The sequence below is a fragment of the Mesorhizobium waitakense genome (genome assembly GCF_056431085.1).
Genome location: NZ_JBWKME010000019.1, coordinates 212,756 through 227,292, shown reverse-complemented (window position 1 = coordinate 227,292; position 14,537 = coordinate 212,756). Strand labels below are relative to the sequence as shown.

The 14,537-nt window shown below is 62.2% G+C and carries 15 protein-coding genes; 8 read left to right on the top strand and 7 right to left on the bottom strand.

All coding sequences use genetic code 11. The annotated features are described in order from the left end of the window. Positions 1-94 precede the first annotated feature (94 nt). From AC07FD_RS07380 to AC07FD_RS07360, 5 genes are all read left to right on the top strand, one after another. Positions 95-307, top strand: coding sequence for an SDR family NAD(P)-dependent oxidoreductase (locus AC07FD_RS07380; RefSeq protein WP_478349301.1), 213 nt, complete (start codon positions 95-97; stop codon positions 305-307). Next, positions 304-846 carry an SDR family NAD(P)-dependent oxidoreductase gene (locus AC07FD_RS07375; RefSeq protein ID WP_478349300.1) on the top strand — a complete coding sequence of 181 codons (543 nt, stop codon included), beginning with the start codon at positions 304-306 and terminating at the stop codon, positions 844-846. Before AC07FD_RS07380 ends, AC07FD_RS07375 begins: the two co-directional genes overlap by 4 nt. A gap of 128 nt (positions 847-974) precedes the next feature. Beyond that, the gene (gene fumC, locus AC07FD_RS07370) at positions 975-2,372 is read left to right on the top strand and encodes a class II fumarate hydratase (RefSeq protein WP_478349299.1); all 1,398 of its coding nucleotides are present in this window, start codon (positions 975-977) and stop codon (positions 2,370-2,372) included. Between the two features lie 180 nt (positions 2,373-2,552). Further along, complete coding sequence (locus AC07FD_RS07365; RefSeq protein WP_095086128.1) at positions 2,553-2,972, top strand: DoxX family protein; 420 nt, start codon at positions 2,553-2,555, stop codon at positions 2,970-2,972. A gap of 181 nt (positions 2,973-3,153) precedes the next feature. Beyond that, positions 3,154-3,558: a DoxX family protein gene (locus AC07FD_RS07360; protein ID WP_478349298.1), complete on the top strand. Its 405-nt coding sequence runs from the start codon at positions 3,154-3,156 to the stop codon at positions 3,556-3,558. A gap of 39 nt (positions 3,559-3,597) precedes the next feature. Here the strand turns inward: AC07FD_RS07360 and ppx are convergent, their stop codons facing one another. Continuing rightward, entirely contained in the window at positions 3,598-5,133 is a 1,536-nt protein-coding gene (gene ppx / locus AC07FD_RS07355) for an exopolyphosphatase (protein ID WP_477424426.1), read from the bottom strand. Then, entirely contained in the window at positions 5,133-7,334 is a 2,202-nt protein-coding gene (locus AC07FD_RS07350; protein ID WP_477226339.1) for an RNA degradosome polyphosphate kinase, read from the bottom strand. The genes ppx and AC07FD_RS07350 overlap by 1 nt, the downstream gene beginning before the upstream one ends. Before the next feature lie 239 nt (positions 7,335-7,573). Between AC07FD_RS07350 and AC07FD_RS07345 the strand changes: the two genes are divergently transcribed. Both AC07FD_RS07345 and AC07FD_RS07340 read left to right on the top strand, forming a co-directional pair. After that, entirely contained in the window at positions 7,574-7,819 is a 246-nt protein-coding gene (locus AC07FD_RS07345) for a zinc-finger domain-containing protein (RefSeq protein WP_378979043.1), read from the top strand. Between the two features lie 19 nt (positions 7,820-7,838). Further along, positions 7,839-9,077, top strand: coding sequence for an FAD-dependent monooxygenase (locus AC07FD_RS07340; RefSeq protein ID WP_478349297.1), 1,239 nt, complete (start codon positions 7,839-7,841; stop codon positions 9,075-9,077). A gap of 40 nt (positions 9,078-9,117) precedes the next feature. On the opposite strand, the gene AC07FD_RS07335 is transcribed toward AC07FD_RS07340, so the two are convergent. From AC07FD_RS07335 to AC07FD_RS07315, 5 genes are all read right to left on the bottom strand, one after another. Further along, the gene (locus AC07FD_RS07335; protein WP_478349296.1) at positions 9,118-9,786 is read right to left on the bottom strand and encodes a TIGR02117 family protein; all 669 of its coding nucleotides are present in this window, start codon (positions 9,784-9,786) and stop codon (positions 9,118-9,120) included. Between the two features lie 116 nt (positions 9,787-9,902). Continuing rightward, positions 9,903-10,652: an amino acid ABC transporter ATP-binding protein gene (locus tag AC07FD_RS07330; RefSeq protein WP_184872215.1), complete on the bottom strand. Its 750-nt coding sequence runs from the start codon at positions 10,650-10,652 to the stop codon at positions 9,903-9,905. 78 nt (positions 10,653-10,730) lie between these two features. Next, positions 10,731-11,888 (bottom strand): amino acid ABC transporter permease, encoded by a 1,158-nt coding sequence (locus AC07FD_RS07325; RefSeq protein WP_478349295.1) that lies wholly within the window; start codon positions 11,886-11,888, stop codon positions 10,731-10,733. Between the two features lie 4 nt (positions 11,889-11,892). Then, positions 11,893-13,080, bottom strand: coding sequence for an amino acid ABC transporter permease (locus tag AC07FD_RS07320; protein ID WP_478349294.1), 1,188 nt, complete (start codon positions 13,078-13,080; stop codon positions 11,893-11,895). A 62-nt stretch (positions 13,081-13,142) separates the two neighbouring features. Further along, positions 13,143-14,171: an amino acid ABC transporter substrate-binding protein gene (locus AC07FD_RS07315; protein WP_095086162.1), complete on the bottom strand. Its 1,029-nt coding sequence runs from the start codon at positions 14,169-14,171 to the stop codon at positions 13,143-13,145. On the opposite strand from AC07FD_RS07315, the gene AC07FD_RS07310 reads away from it, so the two are divergent. Then, positions 14,170-14,517, top strand: a complete 348-nt coding sequence (locus AC07FD_RS07310) for a hypothetical protein (RefSeq protein WP_478349293.1) — start codon at positions 14,170-14,172, stop codon at positions 14,515-14,517. The two genes, AC07FD_RS07315 and AC07FD_RS07310, sit on opposite strands and share 2 nt — an antisense overlap. The last annotated feature ends 20 nt before the right edge of the window (positions 14,518-14,537 follow it).

Genomic DNA, 14,537 nt, shown 5'->3' with positions numbered 1-14,537 from the left:
GTCGAAGTTCATACCTTGGGATAGGTCGCTGGCTTGACCGCGGTCGCTTATATGCGGTGCTCTCGAGGTGGCCAAAGCTGCCTCGGAGCGTCCTATGAGACTTCATAACAAGCGCGCGCTGGTTACCGGCGGATCGGACGGTATCGGCCTTGCGATCGCCGAGGCCTTTTCGCGTGAAGGTGCGGACGTCCTGATCGTCGGCCGTGACACCAAAAAGCTCGACGCCGCGGCCAAGCACCTCGGCGGCAATGTCGAGACGCTGTCCTTGCCACCAGCGTCGGCATCGAAGGCGTGGCCGGGTACGTGAAACATTCCGGTCGGCCGCTCGATATCCTCGTCAACAATGCCGGGGTGGCTTTCTTGGTGCCGTTCGAGACCGTCAGCAAGGAACAGTTCCAGCAATCCTTCGCGCTCAATGTAACGGCGGTGTTCTTCCTCACCCAGGCTCTGCTGCCGCATCTGGCAGCAGGCGCGTCGGTGATCAACATCTCGTCCTATTTCGCCAACAAGATGATCCCGAAGCGGCCGTCGAGCCTCTATTCCCTGTCGAAGGGCGCGGTGAACTCGCTGACCAAATCACTGGCCTTCGAACTCGGCCCGCGCGGCATCCGCGTCAATGCCATCGCGCCCGGCACGGTCGACACCGCCATGCGGCGCAGCACGGTCGACAACCTGCCGGCCGAGGCAAAGGCGGAGCTGACGGCCTATGTCGAGCGCAGCTATCCGCTGGGCCGCATCGGCCGCCCCGACGATCTGGCCGGCATCGCGGTCTATCTCGCCAGCGACGAGGCCGCCTGGACCAGCGGCGGCGTCTTTGCCATCGACGGCGGCTACACGGCCGGGTAAGCGTCCCGGCTCTCCCATCGAGGGGGGCAAGCGCTTCAACCGATTTGCATCCGCCCCGCCCGCAATCTCCGCTTGAAGCCGTTTGTGCAACGCGATACGCCGTTGCCGACTTCGACAAGGAGAGACCCGTGACCGCTGCAAAGACCAGAACCGAAACCGACACGTTCGGCCCCATCGAAGTCGCCGCCGATCGTTATTGGGGGGCCCAGGCCCAGCGTTCGCTCGCCAATTTCAAGATAGGTTGGGAGAAGCAGCCGGCGTCGATCGTGCGCGCGCTCGGCATCGTCAAGCGGGCGGCGGCGGAAGCCAACATGGAACTGAAGCGGCTCGACCCGGCAATCGGCAAGGTCATCGTCGAGGCAGCGCAGGAGGTTATCGACGGCAAGCTCAACGACCATTTCCCACTGGTCGTCTGGCAGACCGGCTCGGGCACGCAGTCCAACATGAACGCCAACGAAGTGATCTCCAACCGGGCGATCGAGATGCTGGGCGGCGTCATGGGCTCGAAGAAGCCCGTGCATCCCAACGACCACGTCAATATGAGCCAATCGTCGAACGACACCTATCCGACGGCCATGCACATCGCTTGCGCCGAGCGCATCGTGCACGATTTGCTGCCGGCCCTGAAGCATCTGCACAGGGCGCTGGACGCCAAGAGCCGGGCTTTCGCTCACATCATCAAGATCGGCCGCACGCACACGCAGGATGCCACCCCCCTCACCCTCGGCCAGGAATTTTCGGGCTATGCCGCGCAGGTCGCCTCGTCGATAAAGCGCATCGAGCTGACGCTGCCCGGCCTGCAGGAGCTGGCGCAGGGTGGCACCGCCGTCGGCACCGGGCTCAATGCGCCCGTCGGCTTCGCCGAGAGGGTAGCGGATCGCATCGCCGCCATCACCGGCATTGCCTTCGTCACCGCGCCGAACAAGTTCGAGGCGCTGGCAGCCCACGATTCCATGGTGTTCTCGCACGGCGCCATCAACGCCTGCGCCGCCGCGCTGTTCAAGATCGCCAACGACATCCGCTTCCTCGGTTCCGGCCCGCGTTCGGGCCTCGGCGAACTGTCGCTGCCGGAAAACGAGCCGGGCTCGTCGATCATGCCGGGTAAGGTCAATCCGACCCAGTGCGAGGCAATGACCCAGGTCTGCGTGCAGGTGTTCGGCAACAATGCCGCGCTTACCTTCGCCGGCAGCCAGGGCCATTTCGAGCTCAACGTCTATAATCCGCTGATGGCCTACAACTTCCTGCAGTCGGTGCAGTTGCTCTGCGACGCTTCGGTCTCCTTCACCGACAATTGCGTAATCGGGATCGAGGCGCGCGAAGACAACATCAAGGCGGCACTCGACCGCTCGCTGATGCTGGTGACGGCACTGGCGCCGACCATCGGCTACGACAATGCCGCCAAAATCGCCAAGACCGCGCACAAGAAGGGCACCACCTTGCGCGAGGAGGCGCTGGCCACCGGGCTGGTCAGCGAAGCCGACTACGACCGGCTGGTGCGGCCGGAGGACATGACGCACCCGGGGTAAGAGATTTGGCGACGGGAAAAATTACTCGCGTCGCGACCTCACTCGACGCGAATTTTGCGTAAGCCGCCCGATCACGGAAACGTAAGTACTGTGAACAATGTGTCGCCAGTCTGGCGGCTTTGGTGAACAGTCAGCTTGCTCTATCTGGGTTGCATTGAACCCTTCCCAGAGAGAGCCACCATGTCCATCAACACTTCAGTCGCCGGTTCCGGCGCTTCCAATGCCTCAGCCACCATCCTCCTCGGCCGCGTTTTGCTTGCCGCCATCTTCCTGCTTTCAGGTTTCGGCAAGCTCACCGCAATCGCCGGCACAGCCGGTTATTTCGGCAGCCTCGGCCTGCCCGTACCGACCGCGACGGCCATCATCGTCGGCCTGATCGAGCTTCTCGGCGGCGCCGCCATACTTGTCGGCTTCCAGACCCGGATTGCCGCCTGGGTGCTCGCGATCTTCACCGTCGCCACAGCGCTGGTCGCCCACACCGGCTGGGCCGATCAGATGCAGATGATCAACTTCCTCAAGAATCTGGGGATTGCCGGCGGCTTCATCGTGCTGGCCACCTCGGGTGCCGGCGCCTATTCGGTCGACGCCAAGCGCGGCTGATCCACAGCCAGAACACGAAAAACAAAAGCGGCGCGGAATTTTCCGCGCCGCTTTTTCGTTGTCGGTGCACAAGTCCATGTCCCGATTTGCCAGCCGGGATTTACGCCCGCATTGCTGGTAGGATCGACCTTTGGATGCGCAACAGGACCAGCCGGCCGGACTGACGACGGAGATGACAAGCATGCCTCGTAACGCACTGCTTCTGCTTTCCCGGCTGCTATTTGCCGCCTTGTTCGTACCCTCCGGCTTCCACGCGCTTTCCGACATTGCCGGCACGACAGGCTATTTCGCCAGCCTCGGCCTGCCGCTGCCGACGCTCGCCGCCTGGGGCACCGGCTTGTTCGAACTGATTGCCGGGTTGCTCATCCTTGTCGGCTTCCAGACCCGGATTACGGCGCTGCTGCTCGCCGCCTTCTGCATTGTCGCTGGTTTCACCGGCCACTACGGCCAGGGCGGCGACGACGCGGTGCTTGCCTTCCTGCATTCGCAGATGCTGATGAAGGACATCGCCATTGCGGGCGGCTTCCTGGCGCTGGCGATGGCCGGCGCCGGTGCCTGGTCCGCCGACGGGCGTGGTTCGGCGTAAGGCCTATTTGACGGATACGCCCTATTTCACCGAAACGCTCTATTTCACCGAAACGCTTGGGCCGCCCTCGACGGCCAGCACCAGCCGGCGGTTGGTGATCCTTGCCAGCTGCGCCAGGCGGCCGGCCGGCCGTTCGCCATAGAGGTCGGCCAGAGATGCAGGCAGCACCAGCGCCAGCACGCCGTTGCCGCGCTGTTCCCATTTCAGCCGGGGCATGATGCCGGGCATCGATGCCGTGAGCAGGTAGACGACGCGCATCATCGCCGCCAGCACGCGTGCCCGCTCCAGATAACGCGGCGAAGCCAGCGCCTTGATTTCGGGTGCGATGGCTTCGTTGAAGATGCCGTCGTGCCGATAGGCATTGGCCAGTGCCAGGAAGGCACGGCCGGGATGGTCGACGCCGAAGAAGGACGCGTGCGCGATAATGTTGAGCGACTGCTTGCCGCGATATTCGGGATGCGCGCGCCAGCCGATGTCGGCCAGCAATGCGGCGGCGTGGCGATAGCGCGCCTCGTCCTCTGTCTCGTCGATGCCGAAGGCGGCAAAGGTCCTGGCGGTCCAGTCGACAAGTTCATGCGCATGAGTGACGGAGCGTGAGCGCAGCCGGGCGAGTTCCTCCGACGCCGATATCAATGGATCGGCCTTCTGCTCGGCCTCGTCGAGCAGCGAATAGAGAAAGCCCTCGCGCACGCCGAGCGCCGACACGATGATCTTCGACGGCTGCATCGCCGCCATGATCTCCTGCAGCACGATGGCGCCATAAGGCAGCAGCGAACGACGGTTCTTCGAAACGCCTTCGATGCCCTTGACCTTCTCGATCTCGGCTTTGGCCACCTGCTTGAGGAAGTTCGTCGCACTGTCGGCGCTGATCTCGTAATGGTGCATGACACCGAGCGGATAATTTGTCATTTCCATGTGCAGCCGGGCGAGATTTCGCCAGGTGCCGCCGACCGCGTAGAAGGGCCTGCCCTGCCCGCCTTTCAACAGCTTGGCCCTCGACAGTTCGTCACGCGTGATCTTGGCCGCCTGGGTCAGCGAGTTCTTCGCCATGTCCTGCAGGCGCAAGCCGCCAAGCGGCAGCGTTATGCCGTCGCCGATCGCCTCGCCGTTGACGTCGACCAGTTCGAGACTGCCGCCACCCAGATCGCCGGCGATGCCATTGGCCGGATGGAAGCCCGAAATGACGCCGAGCGCCGAATAATAGGCTTCCTGGCGGCCACTGATCACCCGGATCTCGGTCTTGAGCACATCCTCGGCACGGTGGATGAAATCGGGACCGTTGATCGCCTCGCGCGCCGCGGCGGTGGCCAGCACATACATGTGCTCGGCGCCGGCCTGGTCGGAGAGCGCGCGAAAGCGTCGGAACTCCTCCATCGAGCGCGTCACCGCCTCGGGGTCGAGCTTGCCGGTGGAAACGATGCCGCGGCCGAGGCCGGCCAGCATCTTTTCGTTGAACAGCATGGTCGGCGAGCGCGCCAGCCCCTCATAGACGACGAGACGGATCGAATTCGACCCGATGTCGATGATGGATAGCGGTCGGCGGTCCTGCAACCGGCCCTGGGAATCAGACAGCATCAGGTGGACGCTGCGGCGTTCTTCTTGCGGCGCTTGAACTGCGCGATGCGCTTGGGCGCGTGCGACTTCAGCGCGTCACCCCGTCCCGACAGGCTCGGATTGGTCATGAAATATTCCTGCGCGTTGAACGGTTCCTCGCCCTCCTCCAGCACGACGCGCCGGGAGGTTCCATCAGCCAATACGTCGAAACTTTGCTGATTGTCCATGATGTTGCCCAGCATGATCTGGCCCAGGATCTGTTCATGCACAGTTGGATTGGTGATCGGCACCATGGTCTCGACGCGGCGGTCGAGATTGCGCGGCATGAGGTCGGCCGAAGAGATGTAGACGATCGCCTCGTCCGATGGCAGCCCATGACCATTGCCGAAGCAATAGATGCGGCTGTGTTCCAGAAAACGGCCGACGATCGACTTCACCCTGATATTTTCCGACAGGCCCGGGACCTGCGGCCGCAGGCAGCAGATGCCGCGCACGACGAGGTCGATCTCGACGCCGGCACGGCTGGCGTCATAGAGCGCATCGATGATGATCGGATCGACAAGCGCGTTCATCTTCATCCAGATGCGCGCTGGCCTCCCCTCCACCGCATGAGCAATCTCGTCGGCAATATGCTTCAAGATGCGGCTTCTCAGCGTGAACGGCGAGATCGCCAACCGCATCTCATCCGTCGGCTCGGCATAGCCGGTGATGAAATTGAAGAGCTGGGCGACATCGCGGGCAATCGTCGGATCGGTGGTGAAGAAAGACAGATCGGTGTAGATGCGCGCGGTGACCGGATGGTAGTTGCCGGTGCCGAGATGGACATAGTTGCGCAGCTTGCCGTCCTCGCGCCGCACCACCAGCGACATTTTCGCATGGGTTTTCAGCTCAAGGAAGCCGAACACGACCTGCACACCGGCGCGCTCCAGGTCGCGCGCCCAGCGGATGTTGGCTTCCTCGTCGAAACGCGCCTTGAGCTCGACCAGCGCGGTCACCGACTTGCCGGCCTCGGCCGCATCGACCAGCGCGCGCACGATCGGGCTGTCGTTGGAAGTGCGGTAAAGCGTCTGCTTGATCGCCACCACTTCCGGATCGGCCATCGCCTGGCGCAGGAACTGCACCACCACATCGAAGGATTCGTAGGGGTGATGGACGACGATGTCCTTCTCGCGGATAGCGGCGAAGCAGTCGCCGCCGTGCTCGCGGATGCGCTCGGGAAAGCGCGGATTGTAGGGCGTGAACTTGAGGTCGTCGCGCGGGACGGCGACGATCTCGGAAATCTGGCTGAGCGCCAGCGGACCGGTCAGAACGCTGATGCGGCTCGACGATACGCCTAGCTCGCCGGCAACGAATTCGCGCAGTTCCGCCGGCATCAGGACGTCAAATTCGATGCGGATCACCGACCCGCGGCGGCGGCGCTTCAGCGCCGTCTCGAACAGGCGCACCAGATCCTCGGATTCCTCCTCGACCTCGATATCACTGTCGCGGATGATGCGGAACGTGCCGGAGCCCTTGACCTCATAACCCGGGAACAGCTTGCCGATGTAAAGGCCGACTGCCTCTTCCAGCGGGATGAAGCGGACATGGTGCTTGCGGTCCGGCAAACGGATGAAGCGCTTCAGCGCCACAGGGAGGCGCAGAAGCGCGCTCATCTCTTCGCCGTTCTTGCGGTGGCGCAATTGCAGCGCCATCGAGAAACCGAGATTGGGGATGAACGGGAACGGATGCGCCGGGTCGATCGACAGCGGGGTCAGCACCGGAAACACCTGCTCCTGGAAATGGTCTTCCAGCCAGATCTTTTCGTCCTTGGTCAGTGCGTCACGGGTGATGCTCTCGATGCCTTCCTTGTTGAGCAGCACGATGAGTGCCGAAAGGCTCTTCTGCTGGTCTTCCTGCAGCCGTTCGACCTCCCGCAGCAGCTGCTCGAGCTGCTGTTCGGGGGTGCGGCCGTCAGGGCTTTTCAGAGTGATGCCCTCGCGCACCTGGCCGGCAAGACCGGCGACGCGGACCATGAAGAACTCGTCGAGGTTGGCCGCCGAGATCGACAGGAAACGGACGCGCTCCAGCAGCGGATGATTGAGGTTCAGCGACTCCTCGAGAACGCGCCGGTTGAACTGCAGCCAGGAAAACTCCCGGTTGACAAAGCGATCCGGGTTGCCGCCCTCCGGGCGAGCCACCTCGACATTCACGAATTCGCTCTGCACCGGCTTCAGTTCGTTCATTTTTCCTGCTCTTCCCTCACGCTCCGCCGCCGAGCGACGCAACCTTCCCGGATGCGCCGCAGGTGCCCTGAAGCGAGGCCTGACCCTCTCCGTAACCCGATTCCGTTTTCGGGGTCATTGCCTTAACCGGCTTAACTTATCCTCTGACAGGCTTTTGCGACAGTTTGATTTCATCGAACTTGCAAAGAGACCGGTTATGATCCAGATGCAGAAGAGACTGCGTTAAGGAGACGACGACGATGGCAGGCGGTTCCATTCCCCATTTCCAGAACGATGCGGGCCACCCGGCGATCGACATCGGCGTCAAGGAATTCATGTGCACGGGCGCCAACCCGCCTTTCGACCACCCGCATGTGTTTCTCGACATGGGCGACGACAACGAAAAGGTCTGCCCCTATTGCTCGACGCTCTACCGCTATTCGCCCAAGCTGAAGGCGACAGAAACGCTGCCGGCCGGCTGTATCTACATCGACCAGGCCGCCTGATTCCTTCGCGGCAAGCCCGATGGACAACACGCGGTCCCGGCAAATCGTCATCGCCGGGGCGGGTGTCGCCGGGCTGACCGCCGCGCTGGCGTTCGCCGAACGCGGCTACCCCGTGCAGGTGTTCGAACAGGCGCAGCGCCTGGAAGCGGCTGGCGCCGGCATCCAGCTTTCTCCCAACGCGACACGCATTCTTCGCCAGTTCGGCGCGCTCGACCGGCTGCTGCCGGCAGGGGTGCGGCCGGAAGCGGTGGTGTTGAAGGACGCCGCGACGTTGCGCGAACTGGCCCGCGTGCCGCTGGGACAAGCCGCCGAAGCCCGCTGGCAGGCACCCTATCTCGTTGCTCACAGGGCTGACCTGCAGAGCGCACTGACTGCGCGCGTTGCCGAGATGCCGAGCATTGTTCTTTCTCCCGGCGCACATGTCAGCGGCGTTGCCAAAGGCAGCCATGGCGTCACCGTGGCTGCCGAGATGGACGGCGAGACCGTCGAGGCCGAGGGCTTGCTGCTGGTCGGCGCCGATGGCGTCTGGTCATCGGTGCGCGGGCTTGTCGACACAACAAGGGGGGCGGCCTCGCCGAGAAGTCACTTTTCGGGCGAACTGGCCTGGCGCGCCACCATTCCTTCCGACAGCGCTGCCGGACAAGCCTTTGCCGCGATCGGCGCCACCAATTGCGTCACCACCTTCCTGCATCCCGGCTTCCACATGGTCGCCTATCCCGTCAGCAAAGGTGCTGCCTTCAATCTTGTCGCCTTCACCAAAGGCGAACGCATTGCCGAGGGCTGGTCCGGGAACGCCGACACCAGGATCTTGACCGGTGCCATGCGCGGTACTGCAGCAGCACTTGCTCGTCTGATCGAGGAAGCCGGCCCGTGGACGGCGTGGCCGATCCATACGGTCGAGAGTAAGCAGCCTTGGACGAACGACCGCATCGCGCTGATCGGCGATGCGGCGCATGCGATGACGCCGTTCGCGGCGCAAGGTGCCGCCATGGCGATCGAAGATGCGGCCGCCCTTGCGGATATCGTTGCGGATTTGCCCGGCGATCCGGCACAAAGTCTTCAAATCTGGGAGAACCTGCGGCGGCCGCGCGTTGCCAGGGTCGCCCGTCGTGGCGCCCTCAACCGCCTCGCCTGGCATGCCGCGGGTCCAGTCTCCATCGCACGAAATCTGTTCCTGAAAATGCGCTCGTCTGAAAAACTCGCCGCCGATTTGGACTGGCTTTATGGCTGGCAGTCGCAGAAAATCATCCGGCGCTGAAAGCTGGGGCATAGCCCGGATGCCAGCCCGTTGAGCGGTGCTAATTGTAAAGCCGCAGCGACAGACCGAGCGAAGCCGGCAGCGCGTTCCACCAGCCGGTGCGCAAGCCGGCGGTACGCAAGGCTGCCGCGGTCCAGGTGTTGCAACCGACCAGCGCGTTGAAATGGCCGTTGGCTTCATAGAAGCGGTCGAAGCTGGAATAGGCCGCATCCGGAACAAGGAGCGGCCCTTGCGCGCCCCGCTGGAAACTCGCATCGATGAAATCGAGCAGCGCTGCAAAACGCTCCTCGCCGATGTCGAAGCCGGCGACATCCTGATGCGGTTCGATAATGGCGCCAGCGACATCGACATGCATGACCGACGCGTCGAGGGTCAGAGCCTTCATCACAGGGATGGCCTTGAGCTCGGACCATGTCGGCGTCTCCAGGTAGAAGGCGCGACCACCCCAGCCGAAGACGATGTAGCGAACCTCCGGATTTTCGGCCGGGATGCCGGCGTCGACCAGGAAATGGAACCGCTGGCGCACCCTGTCGTCCATCGGGATGGCGATATCGGTGTGGATCGGGTTGTTCAGCACCAGGATGTGGCGCGTGGTGGCGGGATTGGCGGCGGCCGGCGGCCATAGCGGCCTCGGCACGAGAGTGCCCAGCGTCACAGCGAGCGCAACGACGATCAATAGCAGGCCTAGAAAACGTCCCAGCTTCTTCATGAATGGCGGCCTTGCAAAACGCACCCCGGCGCGACACAGACCGCCCGCCTCCTGCTCATCCATACGCAAAAGAGCCCGGCGCTGTTTCAGCCGGGCTCTTCCTGGTTATCGAAGACCTAGTGCAGGATCTGCGACAGGAACAGCTTTGTGCGTTCGTGGCGCGGATGGTCGAAGAACTCGGCCGGCGTGTTCTGCTCGACGATCTGGCCCTGGTCCATGAAGATCACGCGGTTGGCGACCTTGCGGGCAAAGCCCATTTCGTGGGTGACGCACAGCATGGTCATGCCTTCTTCGGCAAGGCCGACCATCGTCTCCAGAACTTCCTTGATCATTTCCGGATCGAGCGCCGAGGTCGGCTCGTCGAACAGCATGATGCGCGGGTTCATGCACAGTGAACGGGCGATCGCCACGCGCTGCTGCTGGCCGCCGGACAACTGGCCGGGATACTTGTTGGCCTGTTCCGGGATCTTGACGCGCTTGAGGAAATGCATGGCGATTTCCTCGGCCTGCTTCTTCGGGGTCTTGCGCACCCAGATCGGCGCCAGCGTGCAGTTCTCCAGGATGGTCAGATGCGGGAACAGGTTGAAGTGCTGGAACACCATGCCGACCTCGCGGCGCACCTCGTCGATCTTCTTCAGATCGTTGGTCAGTTCCTTGCCGTCGACGATGATCTTGCCCTTCTGGTGCTCTTCCAGACGGTTGATGCAGCGGATCATCGTCGATTTGCCGGAGCCCGACGGGCCGCAGATGACGATGCGCTCGCCGCGCATCACTCTCAGGTTGATGTCCTTCAGCACATGGAACTCACCATACCATTTGTGCATGGCGACGATGTCGATGGCGACATCGGTGTCGGAGATGTGCATCTTGGCGGCGTTGACCTTGATCTCTTCCGCGCTGACAGCATTTTCGGTTGCCATGACAGGATCCCCTTGTTCTTTTGTTTAGCGTTTGTGGCCGGTGTCGAGTCGGCGTTCAGTGTACATTGAATAGCGCGACATGCCGAAGCAGAACAGCCAGAAGACAAAGGCGGCGAAGATCAGACCCGACTTGGCGGTCTGCGCCGTCGCCCAGTTGGCGTCGGAGAAGTTCTGCTTGACGATGCCGAGCAGGTCGAACATCGAAATAATCGTGACCAGGCTGGTGTCTTTGAACATGCCGATGAAGGTGTTGACGATGCCTGGGATGACCAGCTTCAGTGCCTGCGGCATGACGATGAAATACATCTTCTGCCAATAGCCAAGGCCAAGCGAATCGGCGCCTTCATACTGACCCTTGGGGATCGCCTGCAGGCCGCCGCGCACCACTTCAGCCATATAAGCGGCGGCAAACAGCGACACGCCGATCAGCGCACGCAGGTACTTGTCGAAGGTGACGCCCGGCGGCAGGAACAGCGGCAGCATGACGCTGGCCATGAACAGAACGGTGATCAGCGGAATGCCGCGTACGGCTTCGATGAAGATGACGCACAGCATCTTTACGATCGGCATTCTGGAGCGACGGCCAAGCGCCAGCACGATGCCAAGCGGCAACGACACGACGATGGCCACGAAAGACAGCGACAGCGTCACCAGCAAGCCGCCCCAGCGTGCCGTTTCGACATGTTCCAGACCGAACGCGCCACCGACCAGCAGGAAGAACGACACAATGGGGAGACCTACGATCAGCAGCAGGGCGTTGAGACCCTTGCGCGGCACGCTCGGCATCAACATCGGCACCATGAGCACGACCAGCAATATGCCAACCAGGATCGGCCGCCAGCGCTCCTCGACCGGATAGGTGCCGAACATGATCTGGCCGAACTTGGCGTTGACGAAGGCCCAGCAGGCGCCGGACCAGCCATCCGGCTGGATACCGCCCTGCGCCACCGTGGCGCACACGGTCCGGTTAGGTCCCGTCCACACGGCGTTGATGAAGGCCCAGTTGATGATCTGCGGCAGGATCATCACCACCAGCGAGATACCGATAATGGTCAGAATGGCGTCGCCCGTCGAGGCAATCAGATTCTTGCGCACCCATGCACCGGGGCCGGTGACGCCGGCCGGCGCCGGTTGCGCCAGCGCCATTTCCGTGCGGACCCAGGACATATCATGTTCTTGCATGTCCTTACCTCTCCACCAGTGACATTTTGGCGTTGAACCAGTTCATCAACAATGAGGTCAGAAGGCTGATGGCCAGATAGATCACCATCATGATGACCACGCATTCCACCGCCTGGCCGGTCTGGTTGAGCACCGTACCGGCTGTCGCCGTCAGGTCGGGGTAGCCGATGGCGATGGCGAGTGAGGAATTCTTGGTCAGGTTGAGATATTGGCTGGCCAGCGGCGGAATGACAATGCGCATGGCCTGCGGCACGACCACCAGCCGCAAGGCCTGGCCGGATCGCAGGCCAAGGGCTTCCGAGGCCTCGCTCTGGCCCTTGGCGACGCCGCGAATGCCGGCGCGCACGATCTCGGAGATGAAGGCGGCGGTATAGAAGGACAGCGCCAGATAGAGTGACAGGAATTCCGGCTTGACGACGAAGCCGCCAGTCAGGTTGAAAGTCGATTGCTTCGGAAAATCAAAGGTTACTGGGAAGCCGCTCAGCACATAAGCGAGCAGCGGAAGCCCGACAATCAGCGCCAGCGACGTCCAGAACACCGGGAATTGCTGGCCTGTCGCCATCTGCCGCTGGTGCGCCTTGCGGGCGACGAACCACGCCATGGCGATGCCGACAAGCAGCCCCACCGGGATCAGCCAGGAGCCGTCACCCCATACGGCGCGCGGAAAATAGAAGCCGCGCTGGTTGAGGAAGGATCCGAACGGCAGGTTGATGCTATCGCGGGGCGCCGGCAGCACGGCCAGCACGCCGGAATACCAGAAGAAGATGACCAGCAGCGGCGGAATGTTGCGGAACACCTCGACATAGACTGTGCAGATCTTCTGGATCAGCCAGTTTTTCGACAGCCGACCAATGCCGACAATGAAACCAATGATGGTGGCGGTGATGATGCCGACAAACGCGACGATTAATGTGTTGATCAAGCCGACGATGATGGCCCGGCCATAGGTGGAGTCCGATGTATAGGCGATCGCCGTATCGGAAATGTCGAAGCCGGCGCGGCCTCTCAGAAAGGCGAAGCCGGAGGCAATATGCAGGTTCGTCAGGTTCACGATGGTGTTGTGAACGATCCACCAGACACCAGACACCAGCAAGGCGACAACCAGGCATTGATAGAAAATGCTGCGGACTCTTGGATCATTTATGAGAGAAGCGCGACTTGGCTCCTGGCGAAGAACTTCCTGCGATGCCATTCGACCGTCCCCTGAAAGAGAAACCGGAAGGCAGACGATCTGCCTTCCGGATCACATTTCGATCAGCGGATCGGCGGAGCGTATTGCAGGCCGCCCTTGGTCCACAGCGCGTTGATGCCGCGGGCGATCTTGAGCGGGCTGCCCGAGCCGACATTGCGGTCGAACATTTCCCCATAGTTGCCGGTGGCCTTGACGATGTTGACGACCCAGTCATTGGAGACGCCGAGATCGGTGCCGATCTTGGTATCGGCTTCCTGGCCGAGCACGCGCTTGATCTCCGGGCTGGCGGAGTTCTTCATTTCGTCGACATTGGCCTTGGTGATGCCGAGTTCCTCGGCGTCGAGCAGCGCGAAATAGGTCCACTTGACGATGTGGTACCACTGGTCGTCGCCTTGGCGCACGGCCGGCCCGAGCGGCTCTTTCGAGATGATCTCGGGCAGCACTACGTGGTCGGCCGGCGCGCCCAACGTCAGGCGAATGCCGTAGAGACCAGACTGATCGGTGGTGTAGACGTCGCAACGGCCGGCATCATAGGCGGCGTTGACCTCTTCCAGCTTCTCGAAGACGACCGGGTTGTACTCCATCTTGTTGGCCTTGAAATAGTCGGCGAGATTGAGCTCGGTGGTCGTTCCGCTCTGCACGCAGACGGCGGCGCCGGAAAGCTGCAGCGCGGAATTGACGCCGGGCAGCTTCTTGGCGTTGATCATGAAGCCCTGGCCGTCATAGTAGGTGGTGCCGACGAAGTTCAGGCCAAGCGCCGTGTCGCGATTGATGGTCCAGGTGGTGTTGCGCGACAGGATGTCGACCTCGCCGGACTGCAGCGCGGTGAACCGCTCCTTGGCGCTGAGCGGCGTGAACTTGACCTTGGTGCCGTCACCAAAGACGGCGGCCGCGACAGCGCGGCAGAAATCCGCGTCGATACCTTGCCAGTCACCCTTGTCGTCCGGCGCCGAGAAGCCAGCCAGGCCGGTCGAGACACCGCACTGGATGAATCCTTTCGCCTTGACGGTGTCGAGCGTCGTTGCCGAGGCGGCTGACGCCATCAACCCAAGCGTGGCGGCGCCAAGAATGCTGATAGCAATATGTTTCATGACCCACAGACCCTTTTCTCTGTTTTTCAGGCAAACCCTGATCTTTTCCCGTGTGAACGCAGCTCCCATTCCGGCCCATACCCGGAACCCCACATCGCAACCGACGCGCCGCCTCCCATTCACGAATGGCATCGAAGGCGATAATTCCCGTGAGGTCAAGGAAAATGACCGAATTCGAAAGAGTTTGAAAACCAACGGTCGCAAATGCCTGAATTGCAGCCAAGAGCGTCGGAAAATTAGCAAGCCGCGCAAACAAAATCGGCAAAGTCCGGTCGGCGCGGATCCGAACTATGCCAGCGAAACGGTCCCGCGGATCTACTGCGTTGCTGAATTTATCCGGGGATGAATTGGCGCATGCAAGGACTG

Excerpts from the sequence above, each read along its gene's own strand:
- AC07FD_RS07380 (WP_478349301.1), top strand. The coding sequence starts at position 95 with ATGAGACTTCATAACAAGCGCGCGCTGGTTACCGGCGGATCGGACGGT.
- AC07FD_RS07365 (WP_095086128.1), top strand. The coding sequence starts at position 2,553 with ATGTCCATCAACACTTCAGTCGCCGGTTCCGGCGCTTCCAATGCCTCA.
- AC07FD_RS07360 (WP_478349298.1), top strand. The coding sequence starts at position 3,154 with ATGCCTCGTAACGCACTGCTTCTGCTTTCCCGGCTGCTATTTGCCGCC.
- ppx (WP_477424426.1), bottom strand. The coding sequence starts at position 5,133 with ATGCTGTCTGATTCCCAGGGCCGGTTGCAGGACCGCCGACCGCTATCC.
- AC07FD_RS07350 (WP_477226339.1), bottom strand. The coding sequence starts at position 7,334 with ATGAACGAACTGAAGCCGGTGCAGAGCGAATTCGTGAATGTCGAGGTG.
- AC07FD_RS07345 (WP_378979043.1), top strand. The coding sequence starts at position 7,574 with ATGGCAGGCGGTTCCATTCCCCATTTCCAGAACGATGCGGGCCACCCG.
- AC07FD_RS07340 (WP_478349297.1), top strand. The coding sequence starts at position 7,839 with ATGGACAACACGCGGTCCCGGCAAATCGTCATCGCCGGGGCGGGTGTC.
- AC07FD_RS07335 (WP_478349296.1), bottom strand. The coding sequence starts at position 9,786 with ATGAAGAAGCTGGGACGTTTTCTAGGCCTGCTATTGATCGTCGTTGCG.
- AC07FD_RS07330 (WP_184872215.1), bottom strand. The coding sequence starts at position 10,652 with ATGCACATCTCCGACACCGATGTCGCCATCGACATCGTCGCCATGCAC.
- AC07FD_RS07325 (WP_478349295.1), bottom strand. The coding sequence starts at position 11,888 with ATGCAAGAACATGATATGTCCTGGGTCCGCACGGAAATGGCGCTGGCG.
- AC07FD_RS07320 (WP_478349294.1), bottom strand. The coding sequence starts at position 13,080 with ATGGCATCGCAGGAAGTTCTTCGCCAGGAGCCAAGTCGCGCTTCTCTC.
- AC07FD_RS07310 (WP_478349293.1), top strand. The coding sequence starts at position 14,170 with ATGACCCACAGACCCTTTTCTCTGTTTTTCAGGCAAACCCTGATCTTT.
- AC07FD_RS07315 (WP_095086162.1), bottom strand. The coding sequence starts at position 14,171 with ATGAAACATATTGCTATCAGCATTCTTGGCGCCGCCACGCTTGGGTTG.